14 protein-coding genes are annotated in these 13,016 nt (G+C 66.8%); 11 read left to right on the forward strand and 3 right to left on the reverse strand.

From position 1 onward, the window contains the following. The first annotated feature begins 8 nt into the window (after positions 1-8). From WKW77_RS14955 to WKW77_RS14985, 7 genes are all read left to right on the forward strand, one after another. Positions 9-1,679, forward strand: coding sequence for a CTP synthase (locus WKW77_RS14955; RefSeq protein WP_340357647.1), 1,671 nt, complete (start codon positions 9-11; stop codon positions 1,677-1,679). Between the two features lie 79 nt (positions 1,680-1,758). Continuing rightward, a complete protein-coding gene (gene kdsA, locus WKW77_RS14960; protein ID WP_340357648.1) occupies positions 1,759-2,616 on the forward strand; it encodes a 3-deoxy-8-phosphooctulonate synthase in 858 nt (285 codons plus the stop codon). Then, complete coding sequence (locus WKW77_RS14965) at positions 2,613-2,903, forward strand: DUF1330 domain-containing protein (RefSeq protein ID WP_340357649.1); 291 nt, start codon at positions 2,613-2,615, stop codon at positions 2,901-2,903. Before kdsA ends, WKW77_RS14965 begins: the two co-directional genes overlap by 4 nt. A gap of 19 nt (positions 2,904-2,922) precedes the next feature. Next, complete coding sequence (gene eno / locus WKW77_RS14970; protein WP_340357650.1) at positions 2,923-4,206, forward strand: phosphopyruvate hydratase; 1,284 nt, start codon at positions 2,923-2,925, stop codon at positions 4,204-4,206. Between the two features lie 127 nt (positions 4,207-4,333). Next, positions 4,334-4,609 (forward strand): cell division protein FtsB, encoded by a 276-nt coding sequence (gene ftsB, locus WKW77_RS14975; protein WP_093166038.1) that lies wholly within the window; start codon positions 4,334-4,336, stop codon positions 4,607-4,609. A 328-nt stretch (positions 4,610-4,937) separates the two neighbouring features. Then, complete coding sequence (locus WKW77_RS14980) at positions 4,938-5,588, forward strand: AAA family ATPase (RefSeq protein WP_340357651.1); 651 nt, start codon at positions 4,938-4,940, stop codon at positions 5,586-5,588. 24 nt (positions 5,589-5,612) lie between these two features. After that, the gene (locus WKW77_RS14985; RefSeq protein WP_340357652.1) at positions 5,613-6,581 is read left to right on the forward strand and encodes a hypothetical protein; all 969 of its coding nucleotides are present in this window, start codon (positions 5,613-5,615) and stop codon (positions 6,579-6,581) included. Positions 6,582-6,599: 18 nt separating this feature from the next. On the opposite strand, the gene hslO is transcribed toward WKW77_RS14985, so the two are convergent. Continuing rightward, positions 6,600-7,598: an Hsp33 family molecular chaperone HslO gene (gene hslO, locus WKW77_RS14990; RefSeq protein WP_340357653.1), complete on the reverse strand. Its 999-nt coding sequence runs from the start codon at positions 7,596-7,598 to the stop codon at positions 6,600-6,602. A 123-nt stretch (positions 7,599-7,721) separates the two neighbouring features. After that, on the reverse strand, positions 7,722-8,246 hold the full coding sequence (locus tag WKW77_RS14995) for a gamma carbonic anhydrase family protein (RefSeq protein ID WP_340357654.1): 525 nt from the start codon (positions 8,244-8,246) through the stop codon (positions 7,722-7,724). A 39-nt stretch (positions 8,247-8,285) separates the two neighbouring features. Between WKW77_RS14995 and WKW77_RS15000 the strand changes: the two genes are divergently transcribed. After that, positions 8,286-9,101 (forward strand): ferritin-like domain-containing protein, encoded by an 816-nt coding sequence (locus WKW77_RS15000; RefSeq protein WP_340357655.1) that lies wholly within the window; start codon positions 8,286-8,288, stop codon positions 9,099-9,101. Between the two features lie 37 nt (positions 9,102-9,138). On the opposite strand, the gene WKW77_RS15005 is transcribed toward WKW77_RS15000, so the two are convergent. Then, positions 9,139-9,876: a TetR/AcrR family transcriptional regulator gene (locus tag WKW77_RS15005; protein ID WP_340357656.1), complete on the reverse strand. Its 738-nt coding sequence runs from the start codon at positions 9,874-9,876 to the stop codon at positions 9,139-9,141. Positions 9,877-10,048: 172 nt separating this feature from the next. Here WKW77_RS15005 and WKW77_RS15010 point away from each other — a divergent pair, with 172 nt between their 5' ends. From WKW77_RS15010 to WKW77_RS15020, 3 genes are read left to right on the forward strand one after another with little or no spacing between them, the layout of a single operon-like run. Further along, positions 10,049-10,915: a fumarylacetoacetate hydrolase family protein gene (locus tag WKW77_RS15010; RefSeq protein ID WP_340357657.1), complete on the forward strand. Its 867-nt coding sequence runs from the start codon at positions 10,049-10,051 to the stop codon at positions 10,913-10,915. A gap of 4 nt (positions 10,916-10,919) precedes the next feature. Beyond that, the gene (locus WKW77_RS15015) at positions 10,920-11,717 is read left to right on the forward strand and encodes an alpha/beta fold hydrolase (protein WP_340357658.1); all 798 of its coding nucleotides are present in this window, start codon (positions 10,920-10,922) and stop codon (positions 11,715-11,717) included. 2 nt (positions 11,718-11,719) lie between these two features. Next, a complete protein-coding gene (locus WKW77_RS15020) occupies positions 11,720-13,012 on the forward strand; it encodes a metal-dependent hydrolase family protein (RefSeq protein WP_340357659.1) in 1,293 nt (430 codons plus the stop codon). Positions 13,013-13,016 lie beyond the last annotated feature (4 nt).

Here is a 13,016-nt window from a genome sequence, read left to right on the forward strand (position 1 = left end):
GAACTGGCATGACCAAATTCGTCTTCGTCACCGGCGGTGTGGTGTCTTCCCTCGGAAAGGGAATCGCCTCCGCCTCCCTAGCCGCCCTGCTCGAATCGCGCGGCCTCCAAGTCACCCTCATCAAGCTCGACCCGTACATCAACGTCGATCCGGGCACGATGTCGCCCTTCCAGCACGGCGAAGTGTTCGTTACCGACGACGGGGCCGAAACCGACCTCGACCTCGGCCACTACGAGCGCTTCATCACGACGCGCATGCGCCGCGCCAACAACTTCACCACGGGCCAGATCTACAAGACCGTGCTCGAGAAGGAGCGCCGCGGCGACTACCTCGGCAAGACGGTGCAGGTGATCCCGCACATCACCAACGAGATCCAGGAGTACGTCAAGCGCGGCGCCGGCATCGGCACCGCGCACGAGGTCGACGTGGCGATCGTCGAGATCGGCGGCACGGTGGGCGACATCGAATCGCTGCCCTTCCTCGAAGCCGTGCGCCAGATGAGCCTGCGCCTGGGGCCGAACAACTCGGCCTTCGTTCACCTGAGCTATGTGCCGTGGATCGCCGCCGCTGGAGAGCTCAAGACCAAGCCGACCCAGCACACGGCGCAGAAGCTGCGAGAGATCGGCATCCAGGCCGATGCGCTGCTGTGCCGCGCCGATCGCCCGATCCCCGACGACGAGCGCGCCAAGATCTCCCTCTTCTCGAACGTGCCCGAATGGGGCGTGATCTCGATGTGGGACGTCGACACCATCTACAAGGTGCCGCGCATGCTGCACGAGCAGGGCCTCGACGGCCTCATCTGCGACAAGCTGCGCATCAACACGCCGCCGGCCAAGCTCAAGCGCTGGGACGACCTCGTCTACGAAGTCGAGCATCCGCAGAAGGAAGTCTCGATCGCGATGGTCGGCAAGTACGTCGACCTCTCCGACAGCTACAAGTCGCTCAACGAGGCGCTGCGCCACGCCGGCATGAAGAACCATGCGCGCGTGAAGATCGACTACGTCGACTCCGAGACCATCACGCCGCAGGACGTGGCGCGCCTGGGCAAGTACGACGCGATCCTGGTGCCCGGCGGCTTCGGCCAGCGCGGCGTCGAGGGCAAGATCGCCGCGGCGCGGTTCGCCCGCGAAACCAAGGTGCCGTACCTGGGCATCTGCCTGGGCATGCAGGTAGCGACCATCGAGTACGCCCGCAACGTGGCCGGCCTCAAGAACGCGAACAGCACCGAGTTCGATCCGCAGACGCCCACCCCCGTGATCGCGCTGATCACCGAGTGGAAGGATGCCGACGGCACGGTCAAGGTGCGCGACGAGAAGTCCGACCTCGGCGGCACGATGCGCCTGGGCGCACAAAGCTCCGACGTGGCCCCCGGCACGCTGGCCCACAGCATCTACGGCGATGTCGTCACCGAGCGCCACCGCCACCGCTACGAAGCCAACGTCAACTACCTCGACGACCTGCGCCGCGCCGGCCTCATGATCTCCGCGCTCACGCAGCGCGAGCACCTCACCGAGATCGTCGAACTTCCGCAGGAGGTGCATCCCTGGTACATGGGCGTGCAGTTCCACCCCGAGTTCAAGTCCACGCCTTGGGGCGGTCATCCGTTGTTCAACGCATTCATCAAGGCAGCGCTGGATCACCAGGGCACCGACAAGAAAGCACTCAAGGTGGTGGCATGAGCGTCGCAGGACCGCTCCAAGACGCGAGGCCCCCCTCGGGGGGCAGCGCGGCACAGGAAGTGGCAAGCGAGGGGGCACTATGAAACTGTGCGGATTCGACATCGGGCTGGACAAGCCCTTCTTCCTGATCGCCGGGCCGTGCGTCGTCGAGTCCGAACAGCTCCAGATGGACACGGCCGGCACGCTGAAGGAAATCACCTCCTCGCTCGGCATCCCGTTCATCTTCAAGAGCAGCTTCGACAAGGCCAACCGCTCGTCCGGCACGAGCTTTCGCGGCCCGGGCCGTGAGCAGGGGCTGGAAGTGCTCGCAAAGGTCAAGCGCGAACTTGGCCTGCCGGTGCTGACCGATGTTCACACCGAGGAGGACATCACCGCCGCGGCCAAGGTGGTCGACGTGTTGCAGACGCCGGCCTTCCTCTGCCGGCAGACCGATTTCATCCGCGCCGTCGCGCAGTCGGGCAAGCCGGTCAACATCAAGAAGGGCCAGTTCCTCGCGCCGCACGACATGAAGAACGTGATCGACAAGGCGCGTGCGGCCGCCAAGGAAAAGGGCTTGCCCGAAGACAACTTCATGGCCTGCGAACGCGGTGCGAGCTTCGGCTACAACAACCTCGTCTCGGACATGCGCTCGCTCGCCATCATGCGCGAGACCGGCGCGCCGGTGGTCTTCGACGCCACCCATTCGGTCCAGTTGCCGGGCGGCCAGGGCACGAGCTCCGGCGGCCAGCGCGAAATGGTGCCGGTGCTGTCGCGGGCTGCGGTCGCGGTCGGCGTGGCGGGCCTCTTCATGGAAACGCATCCGAATCCCGCCAAGGCGCTGAGCGACGGCCCCAATGCCGTGCCGCTCAAGCACATGAAGGCGCTGCTCGAGACGCTCCTCGCGCTCGACACCGTCACCAAGAAGAACGCTTTTCTAGAGGACTCGTTTGAAGCATGACCAGTGCCTACATCATCGCCAACGTCCAGGTCACTGACCCGACGCAGTACGAGGAATACAAGAAGTGGTCCTCCGAGGCCATGAAGGTGCACGGCGCCGAAGTCTGCGTGCGCGGCGGCAAGGTCGAGGTACTCGAAGGCGACTGGCATCCGGAACGCATCGTGATCCTCAAATTTCCGGACGTCGAGGCGGCCAAGAAATTCAATTCATCACCCGAATACAGCAAGGCGCGTGCATCGCGCCAGGGCGCCGCGATCATGCGAATGATCGTCGTCGAAGGCATTTGACCCAGGAGAAAGTAAAGAGATGAGTGCAATCGTAGACATCGTCGGCCGCGAAATCCTCGACAGCCGCGGCAACCCCACCGTCGAGTGCGACGTGCTGCTCGAATCAGGCACCATGGGCCGCGCGGCCGTGCCTTCGGGCGCATCGACCGGCTCGCGCGAAGCCATCGAACTGCGCGACGGCGACAAGAGCCGCTACCTCGGCAAGGGCGTGCTCAAGGCCGTCGAGAACATCAACACCGAAATCTCGGAAGCCGTGCTGGGCCTCGACGCCAGCGAACAGGCTTTCCTGGACCGCACCCTGCTCGACCTCGACGGCACCGAGAACAAGGGCCGCCTGGGCGCGAATGCAACGCTGGCCGTGTCGATGGCCGTGGCCCGCGCGGCCGCTGAAGAGTCGGGCCTTCCGCTGTATCGCTACTTCGGCGGCATGGGCGGCATGCAGTTGCCGGTGCCGATGATGAACGTCATCAACGGCGGCGCGCACGCCAACAACAGCCTCGACCTGCAGGAATTCATGATCATTCCGGTGGGCGCGAAGAGCTTCCGCGAATCGCTGCGCTACGGCGCCGAGGTGTTCCACGCGCTCAAGAAGATCCTGGGCGACCGCGGCATCAGCACCGCGGTGGGCGACGAAGGCGGTTTCGCGCCGAGCGTAGAAAGCCACGAAGCCGCGATCCAGCTCATCCTCGAAGCGATCGACAAGGCCGGCTACACCGCCGGCGAGCAGATCGCGCTGGGCCTCGATTGCGCCGCAAGCGAGTTCTACAAGGACGGCAAGTACGTCCTCGCGGGCGAGAACCTGAGCCTCACCGCCGAAAGCTGGACCGACATGCTGGCCAGCTGGGTCGACAAGTACCCGATCATCAGCATCGAGGACGGCATGCACGAAGGCGACTGGGACGGCTGGAAGCTGCTCACCGAGCGCCTGGGCAAGCGCGTGCAACTCGTTGGCGACGACCTCTTCGTCACCAACACCAAGATCCTGCAGGAAGGCATCGAGAAGGGCATCGCCAACTCGATCCTGATCAAGATCAACCAGATCGGCACGCTGACCGAGACCTTCGCCGCGATCGAGATGGCCAAGCGCGCGGGTTACACCGCCGTGATCAGCCACCGTTCGGGCGAGACCGAGGACAGCACCATCGCCGACATCGCGGTGGGCACCAATGCCGGCCAGATCAAGACCGGCTCGCTGTCGCGCTCGGACCGCATGGCCAAGTACAACCAGCTCCTGCGCATCGAGGAAGACCTCGGTGACGTGGCCGTCTACCCCGGCCGCGCCGCCTTCTACAACTTGAAATGACGCTCACCCCCAGCCTCGCCCACTTCGTGTGGCTCGGGCACCCCCTTGCAGGGGGCAACCCCAGCGGCCCGGCAAAGCCGGTTCCGCGGGGTTCCTGGCATGGGCTGGCTGGGCACTGTTGAGCACCATGCGCTCCCGCATCGTCCCGATCATCCTGGTCCTGCTGCTGCTGATCATCCAGTGGCAGCTCTGGACCGGGCGCGGCAGCGTGCGCGACGTGGCGCAACTGCAGGAAAAGCTCGCCGACCAGAAGCAGGCCAACGCACGTGCCGCGTTGGCCAACGAGCGCCTGGAGTCCGAGGTCAACGATCTGAAGGAAGGGCTCGAGATGGTCGAGGAACGCGCCCGCCAGGAATTGGGCATGGTCAAGCCGAACGAAGTCTTCGTGCAAATTACGAAATGACCCCCAGCCTCGCCCACTTCGTGTGGCTCGGGCACCCCCTTTCAGGGGGCAATCCCAGCGGCCCGGCAAAGCCGGTTCCGCGGAAGACTTGGCACCACCCCCAGGCTCGCGCACTTCGTGTCGCTCTCCACCCCCTTTCAGGGGGCAATCCCTGCGGCCCGGCAAAGCCGGTTCCGCGGAAGACTTGGCACCACCCCCAGGCTCGCGCACTTCGTGTCGCTCTCCACCCCCTTTCAGGGGGCAATCCCTGCGGCCCGGCAAAGCCGGTTCCGCGGGATTCCTGGTCCGGGCCGTGCGGCTCTGAGGGCCTGAGCTCTGCGGCGACGACATGACGCCTGCACTTCCCGTGGGTTGCGTGATTGCGGTGCTGGGTGCACCGGGCACCGGCAAGACGGAGCTCGCGAACGCGCTCGCCGCCCGTCTCCTGCAGCGCGGTGTTGCGGCTGCGCTGGTGGCCGATCCCGCACGGCGGCCGTCAACGCAGCAGGCACAGACCGAAGCAGCCTTCGAACAGTCCAACCGCATCGCGGCCGCAGCCCGGCGCGGGGTGGTGATCGCGGATTCGACCGCGCTGATGAGTGCCGTCGACGCCGAGGTGCGGTTCGGCGACACCTCCCTCTACGAACACGCGCAGGCCGCGCACCGCAGTCACGCGGTCACGCTGCTGATGGCGCTGGATCTTCCGCAAACCGGCGGCCGGGCACCTGAGGAGCAGGCCGAAGCAGAGCGGATGGATGCGCTGCTGCGCGCCGCGCTCGCGCGCGCCGGATCGCCCTTCGCCGTCATTCACGGCCGCGGCCCGGAACGACTCGCCAGCGCCTGGAACGCGATCAACGCCCGGGCCGAGGATGCGGGGGTCACGTCGAGTTCAGGCCGGACCGCCTCCGGCGAGCGTGCGTGGTTCTGGCCCTGCGACAAATGCTCCGATCCGGCGTGCGAGCATCGGCTGTTCCGCGACCTGATCGCACGGCGCCCGTAGCGAAGGCGCTCCACCGCAACACCGATGGCACATTCACTCCACCTCGGGCTTTTCGCCGCGCTCGCTCTTTCCGCAACGACGGCCTTCGCGGCGCCTGCGACGGTGACCGTCGAGAACAAGACCCGCCCTACCGCCTGCGCGGAGGAAGACAACGTCTCGATGGTGCTGCGCGGCCAGGGCATCACGGGTTTCCGCGTCGAGGCCCTTCAGCCCTCCTACATCGACAGGATCGAAAAGGACGTCACCGCGCCTGACTTCTCGGCCTGCAATTTCGACGGCGGCGCCCATCCGACCGACCCGAGCTACAAGTTCAAACAGCGTCGCGTGGTGCTGTACGACGGCCCGCAATGGATGATCGTCGGGATGACATTGCCGTCCTTCTGGCGGCCGAATCGGGTGCCGGTTCGTGTCGGCGCACGGTCGGGCAACGACTTTCATCTGGTCCAGGTCTTCGCCAAGAGCAAGGAGAAGGACGGCAAGCCGATGGAGGCGCTGGTTCTCTATCCCGCCGACGGCTACTGGCGCCTGAAGCCGTTGCCCCTGCCGCGTTTCGGCGACGGCGTGTACGGCTCGTCCTTCCTCATGGGCCCGGTGCAGGATGCCGGCCGGCCCGTGGTCGACATCTCGTCGATCACGATCCAGACCCAGCCGCTCTCGTTCCGCCTGCGCTTCGCCAACGGCGGCAGCGCGTCGGTCAAGGTCGCGGAGATCAGCCAGGCGCGCACCGCGCTCGACGTGTCGCTGCATCCGCCCACGCAGAAGTCGCGGCCTTTCGCGGTGCTGCGTTCGATGTTCGTGTCGATGGACAACGCCGATGTCAGCGAACTCACCTGGCAATCCACGCCGTCCGCCGCGCAAGAGACGAAGCCACTGCCGGAGATTTCATCGATCGAAGCCGCCCAGGTCCGCTTTGCACGGACCACGCCGTCGCGCCACAACACCAGCGCGCCGGACATCCGCTTCAGCGACTTCGAAACCGCGCGGCGCAACTGATCGCCGCGCGCCGAGCGGCTACTGGACGACCGCGCTGCCCGGCATCTGGTCGCCCGGCGCGGTGAAGATCTGCGCCGCATCCACCGCATCGAAGTGGTACTGCTTGCCGCAGAAGTCGCAGCCGACCTCGATGTTGCCGCGCTCCGAGATGATGCTGTCGGCCTCGTCCCGCCCGAGGCCGCGGATCATGCTCTCGACGCGCGCCCGCCCGCAGGTGCACGCGAAGTGCGGGCCCAGCATGCCGGTCTGCGGCTCGAAGCGCCGCACCGTCTCTTCCCAGAACAGCCGGCGCAGGATCGTGTCGACGTCGAGCGTCAGCAGTTCCTCGCGCGTCAGGCTCGACGCAAGGATGGAAATGCGGTTGTAGTCCTCGTTGTGTCCGATCTGGTCCTGCTGCACCTGATCGCGACCGCCCTCGGCCGTCCCCTCGAGGTTGGCCTCGCCCTTCACAGGCAGCCGCTGGATCAGCAGCCCGGCGGCGATCTTGTCGTTGGCGGCGAGCACCAGCGTGGTGTCGAGCTGCTCGCTCTGCAGCATGTAGTGCTGGAGGATGTCGCTCATTCGCTCGAGCTTCCTGCCCTTCTCGTCGATGAGCGGCACCACGCCCTGGTAGGGCTGCTGGCCCGGCAGCTTGTCCTTGGGGTCGAGCGTGATCGCGCAACGGCCCTTGCCGTGCGCATTGATCATGTCCGACAGCTTCGCGTCCGCCGCGATCTCCCCGATCGCCTTGGCGGTGGCGCGCAGGCTCAGGTCGGGCTTGACCTCGGCCACCGCGACCTTGACCGGCCCGTCGCCGAAGATCTGCAGGATCAGCGACCCGTTGAACTTGATGTTCGCCTGCATCAGCGTGGCCGCAGCCGTCATCTCGCCAAGCAGATCGGCCAGCGGCTGCGGATAGGCGCCGGTATCGGAGTTGGACGCGCGGCGCGCCAGCACTTCCTGCCAGGACTCGGTCAGGCGGACGATCATCCCGCGCACCGGCAGGCCTTCGAACAGGAATTTGTGGAGCTCAGACATTGGTTACACCCCCATGCGCCTTCGGCGCTCCCCCTGAAGGGGGCGCACCCAGCGGCCCGGCGAAGCCGGTTCCGCGGGTGCCCTGGTCTCGGAAACGCGGGAAGAGGTGGGAGTGGGCTTCATTCAAGCAATCTTCTTCAGGCCCTTCGCGAAGCGATGGGCGTTTTCGACATAGTGTTCGGCGCTCTGCCGCAGCTTGGCGGCAGCCGCTTCGTCCAGCGTGCGCACCACCTTGGCCGGCGATCCGATGATGAGCGAGTTGTCCGGAAACTCCTTGCCCTCGGTCACGACGCTGCCGGCGCCGACGATGCAGTTGCGGCCGATCTTCGCGTTATTCAAGACCACCGCCTGGATGCCGATCAGCGAGTTGTCGCCGACGGTGCAGCCGTGAAGCATCACCTGGTGCCCGACGGTCACGTTCTCGCCGATGTTCAGCGGGCAGCCGTGATCGGCATGGAGCACCGACAGGTCCTGGATATTGCTGTTGCGGCCGATCCGCAGCGTCTCCGTGTCGCCGCGAACCACCGCGCCGAACCACACGCTGGCGTTCTCGGCCAGCACGACACTGCCCATCACCTGCGCACTGTCGGCAACCCAGGCGCCCTCTCCCAGTTGCGGCGCCACGCCATCGAGTTCATACAAGGCCATCGCGGTGTCTCCAGAGGTCGAAAAACTAGAATTGTAGGGATGCACCCCCGCCTTGGCGCCCTTGCCGCGCTGCGCCTCACGGACCCCGAACAGAAGGTGGCCGCCACCCGTGCGCTGGTCGCGCAACTGAATGCACAACCGGGCGAACAGCCCATGTCCCAGCACCCCGTACGCACATCCGGCGACGATGACGGCGTGCCCGGCCGGCCGGAGCGCCCGCTGCGCGTTTCGGCGACGGCAGTGGAAAAGCGCTCGCCCTTCACACCCGAAGGCCGAGCTGCGCTGATCCATTCGATCTGCCACATCGAGTTCAATGCGATCAACCTCGCGCTCGATGCCGCGTGGCGCTTCGACGGCATGCCCGAGGACTTCTACCGCGACTGGCTGCGCATCGCGGACGAGGAAGCCCAGCACTTCACGCTGCTGCACTCGCACCTGCAGGCCATGGGCCATCGATACGGCGACTTCACCGGCCACGACGGCCTGTGGAGCATGTGCGAGAAGACGAAGGACGACATCGTCGCGCGCATGGCGCTGGTGCCGCGCACGCTGGAGGCGCGCGGGCTCGACGCCACGCCGCTCATCCAGGCCAAGCTGCGGCGCGTCAACACGGCGGATGCGCATGCCGCCTGCGCGATCCTCGACATCATCCTGCGTGACGAAGTCGGCCATGTCGCGATCGGCAACCGCTGGTATCGCTGGCTCTGCGAGCGCGAAGGCTTGGATCCCATCGCGCACTACCGCGTGCTGTATCGCCGACACGAAGCGCCGCGCCTGAAAGCGCCCTTCAATCTCGAAGCCCGCGCGCAGGCGGGGTTCACCGACGAAGAGCTTCGGGCCCTGGCCCAGGGCTGAACTTCGGCCTGAATCCGGCGGGACTTCGACCGGACCTTCAGCGCTTCGAAGCGGGCGCTGCGCGGCGCGCGCCATTGCCGTTTCGGCTTGCCGCATTCCGGGCACTGCCCGCCGCGCCGTTGCCGCGCGCCGGCCGCTTCTGCTCGGACTCGCGCAGCGCGGCGTCGATGAGGGCATCCGCCATCCACAGCGCAGTGCGTTCCACCTCCCGATCGCTCAATCCCCAGATGTCCTTGAGGATCACGTACGGCTCGATGCCGTAGACCACCGACAGCGCCCGATGCAGCCTGTCGCGCACCGCAGGCCGAAGCTGCGGCGCCAGCGGCGCGAGCGCATGTTCGAGGATGCGCACGCGATGGCCCCGGCGATAGGGCTCCTCCTCGAGCAGCCCGGCGCGCTCCAGGCCCCATTGCTCCAGCGACAGCTGCGCCGCGGCGCGCATGGGCGCCTCGAACTCCTTGAATCGCGGGAAGGTCTGCACGAACAGTTCATGCACCCGCTCGCGCCCGCCCGGCGTGTCCGAGGCCAGCTTGCGCACCGGACCGAGCGAGCTGTCGACCACGGCCGTCACCAGCGCGCTGCGGCTCGGGAAATACCTGTAGGCGGTGGCGCGCGACACCTTGGCCCGCGCCGCCGCCTCCGCCACCGAAGGAATGTGGCCGCTCTTCTGGATGATGTCCATCGCAGTTTCGAGCAGCAGTTTGAAAGTCGCAGCCCTGACGCCGCGCTCCGGCGGCACGGGCGGTTCGCTCAGCTTGTGCTTCAGTCGAGCCATGGGGTTTGTACGGGTTCTGATCGGCCTGACGATGCTTGTGAAGGTCCGAGGACGGCACGTATGATGCACCGGTCCCGATTTGAGACGCAAGTCTCAAAAATCGGAGAGTTCCCGATCTCGCGGCATCGGACGCACGTCCCACGGACTCGCGAGACAACCCGGAGACAACGGCATGCGCTTGGCCAGCTGGAGTTGGGGTGGACGCGAGCACGTCGGCACGATCTCGGCCGACGGGCGCGAGGCTACGCCCCTCGCGGTCGGCGATGCATCACGTGGCGCACTCCCGCTGATCCAGGCGCTGGCACGCGGCGAGCCACTCCCACAGCCTTCGGGCACCCGACTGCCGGTCGACGTCGTCACCTTGCGCGCGCCACTGCCGCGACCCTTGCGAAGCCTCTTCTGCGTGGGCAGAAACTACCGCGCCCACGCTCAGGAACTCGCAGGCACGGTGTTCCGCGAAACCATGCCGACGAGCGACCCGTGGCCGATCGTCTTCGGCAAGCTCGGCGAATGCGTGATCGGCCCGTTCCAAACGGTGCGGATGCCCTCCCCGACCACCACGATCCAGGTCGACTACGAATCCGAACTCGCGGTGGTCATCGGCCGTGGCGGACGCGACATCCCGCGCTCGCGCGCGATGGACCACGTCTTCGGCTACACGATCGTCAACGACGTGACCGCGCGCGACGTGCAGATGCGCCACCAGCAGTGGGACCTCGGCAAGAGCTTCGACGACTTCTGCCCGATGGGCCCGTGGATCGTGACCGCCGACGAACTCGATGGCCGCGCGACACGCGTGCGCGGCTGGGTCAACGGCGAGCCGCGCCAGGACGGGCTCACGAAGGACATGATCTTCGACATCCCCACGCTGATCGAGACCTGCTCGCGCGGCATCACGCTGCATCCGGGCGACGTGATCGCGACGGGCACGCCGGCCGGCGTCGGCATGGGATTCAACCCGCCGCGCTGGCTGAAGTCGGGCGACCTGGTGCGTATCGAGATCGATGGCATCGGGGTCATCGAAAACCGGTTCGAGTGAAGCCATGGCATTCCAGACGATCGATCGCATTGCCGTCGAGGAAGAAGGCGAAGGGCCGGCCATCGTCTGCGTGCACGGCCTGGGCGGCAGCGGCAACACCTTCACGCCGCTGATGCCCGCGCTGGCGCGGCATCGCGTGATCCGCGCGGACCTGCCCGGCAGCGGGCGTTCGCAGCGCGCCGAAGGCGATCTGAGCATCGCCCGCTACGTCGAAACGCTGCTGCGCGTGTGCGAGCGGCTCGGCGTCTCGCGCGCGCACTGGATCGGGCATTCGATGGGCACCATCGTCTGCCAGCACATCGCGGCGGACCATCCGAAGTGCGTGGCGAGCCTGGCGCTGTTCGGCCCGCTCATCGCGCCGCCCGACGCGGCCCGCACCGCGATGAAAGCACGCGCCGCGAAGGCCCGCGAGGGCGCGGCCGGCATGCAGGAGATCACCCAGGGCCTGCTGCAGGCCGCGATCTCCGCCGACACACGCCAACGCCTGCCGGTCGCGGTCGCCTACGTGCGCGAAAGCCTGATGCGGCAGGACGGAGAAGCCTACGCGCGAAGCTGTGAGGCGCTCGCCACTGCGCCCGCCGCGCAGGTGGAGCGCATCGAAGCGCCGGTGCTCCTGGTCACCGGCGACGAAGACGGCGTCGCTCCGCCGCAAGCCGTGCGAGCGATGGCCGACCGACTGCACCGCGCCGCCGACAAGCGCGTGGCGGTGCTGCCGCGCTGCGGCCACTGGACGCCCATCGAACGCCCCGAGGACTGCCAGCGCGAACTGCGCGACTTCCTCGCCGCACACGGGAGACCCTGAACATGGCCGACGTGATGTTCACCAACGTCCGCATCTTCGACGGCGGCGGCGAAGCGCCCTTCACCGGCGACGTGCTGGTGCAGGGCAACCGCATCGCGCGCGTCGTGAAGACGGGCTACGGCATGCCCTCGATGCCGGTCGCGGGCGCGCAGGTCATCGATGGCGCAGGCGCATTCCTGATGCCCGGCATGGTCGAGGCGCACACGCATTTCTCGTGGAACGACCAGCCGAGCCTCGACGCGATCCAGCGCATGCCGCCGGAGGAACACATCCTGTGGTGCGCCGAAGTCGCGAAGCGCTATCTCGACATGGGCTGGACGAGCTGCGTCGGAGCGGCCACCGCCAAGCCGAGACTCGACGTGGTGATCCGCAACGCGATCAACGACGGCACCATCGTCGGACCGCGCTACCTCGCCGCAAGCCAGGAGATCACCGTGCCCGGCGGTCTCGGCGACACCACGCAGCCGCACCTGCCGCAGCCCGAATTCGCTTTCGGCGCGGTGGTCAGCGGCGTCGAGGAGATGCGCCGCTGCGTGCGCATGTTCGCCAAGTACGGCGTCGATTCGCTCAAGATCAACCTCTCGGGCGAATCGATCACCGGCATGCCCAGCGAGATGAGCCAGTTCACCGAAGAGGAAGTGGCCACCTGCGTGCAGGAAGCCAAGTCCTGGGGAAAGCGCGTGGCGGCGCATGCGCGCTCGACCTGGTCGATCAAGCAGTGCGTCAAGCAGGGCATCGAGGTGATCTACCACGCGAGCTTCACCGACGAGGAAGCGCTGGACATGCTGGAGGCGCACAAGTTCGAGCACTTCATCGCGCCGGGCCTCGCATGGCTCATCAACACCAGCTACCACGCGAGCGAATGGGGTCTCACGCCCGAAGTGACGCGCCAGATGGGCTACCACCGCGAACTCGAAGCCGCCATCGAGAGTATGAAGGCCATGCGCCGGCGCGGCATTCGCATCCTGCCCGGCGGCGACTACGGCTTTGCCTGGACGCCGCACGGCACCAACGCGAAGGACCTCGAATACTTCGTGAAGTACGTCGGCATGAGCACCATGGAAGCCCTGCTCTCGGCCACCGCCTGGGGCGGCCCGATGATGCGCATGGGCAAGGTGCTCGGCTACATCCGCGAGGGCTACCTCGCGGACATCCTCCTCGTCGACGGCGACCCGCTCGCCGACATCACGGTGCTGCAGGACAAGGCGTGCATCCTGGCCGTGATGAAGGACGGCGAATTCCATCGCGCCCCACCCGTGCGCCGCAGCCATGCGACGCGCTGGACAACGGCATGAGCAA

It is taken from the genome of Variovorax ureilyticus (genome assembly GCF_037889935.1).
Lineage (GTDB): Bacteria > Pseudomonadota > Gammaproteobacteria > Burkholderiales > Burkholderiaceae_C > Variovorax > Variovorax ureilyticus.

Coding starts and splice junctions, on each gene's coding strand:
- WKW77_RS14955 (WP_340357647.1), top strand. CDS start 9: ATGACCAAATTCGTCTTCGTCACCGGCGGTGTGGTGTCTTCCCTCGGA.
- kdsA (WP_340357648.1), top strand. CDS start 1,759: ATGAAACTGTGCGGATTCGACATCGGGCTGGACAAGCCCTTCTTCCTG.
- WKW77_RS14965 (WP_340357649.1), top strand. CDS start 2,613: ATGACCAGTGCCTACATCATCGCCAACGTCCAGGTCACTGACCCGACG.
- eno (WP_340357650.1), top strand. CDS start 2,923: ATGAGTGCAATCGTAGACATCGTCGGCCGCGAAATCCTCGACAGCCGC.
- ftsB (WP_093166038.1), top strand. CDS start 4,334: ATGCGCTCCCGCATCGTCCCGATCATCCTGGTCCTGCTGCTGCTGATC.
- WKW77_RS14980 (WP_340357651.1), top strand. CDS start 4,938: ATGACGCCTGCACTTCCCGTGGGTTGCGTGATTGCGGTGCTGGGTGCA.
- WKW77_RS14985 (WP_340357652.1), top strand. CDS start 5,613: ATGGCACATTCACTCCACCTCGGGCTTTTCGCCGCGCTCGCTCTTTCC.
- hslO (WP_340357653.1), bottom strand. CDS start 7,598: ATGTCTGAGCTCCACAAATTCCTGTTCGAAGGCCTGCCGGTGCGCGGG.
- WKW77_RS14995 (WP_340357654.1), bottom strand. CDS start 8,246: ATGGCCTTGTATGAACTCGATGGCGTGGCGCCGCAACTGGGAGAGGGC.
- WKW77_RS15000 (WP_340357655.1), top strand. CDS start 8,286: ATGCACCCCCGCCTTGGCGCCCTTGCCGCGCTGCGCCTCACGGACCCC.
- WKW77_RS15005 (WP_340357656.1), bottom strand. CDS start 9,876: ATGGCTCGACTGAAGCACAAGCTGAGCGAACCGCCCGTGCCGCCGGAG.
- WKW77_RS15010 (WP_340357657.1), top strand. CDS start 10,049: ATGCGCTTGGCCAGCTGGAGTTGGGGTGGACGCGAGCACGTCGGCACG.
- WKW77_RS15015 (WP_340357658.1), top strand. CDS start 10,920: ATGGCATTCCAGACGATCGATCGCATTGCCGTCGAGGAAGAAGGCGAA.
- WKW77_RS15020 (WP_340357659.1), top strand. CDS start 11,720: ATGGCCGACGTGATGTTCACCAACGTCCGCATCTTCGACGGCGGCGGC.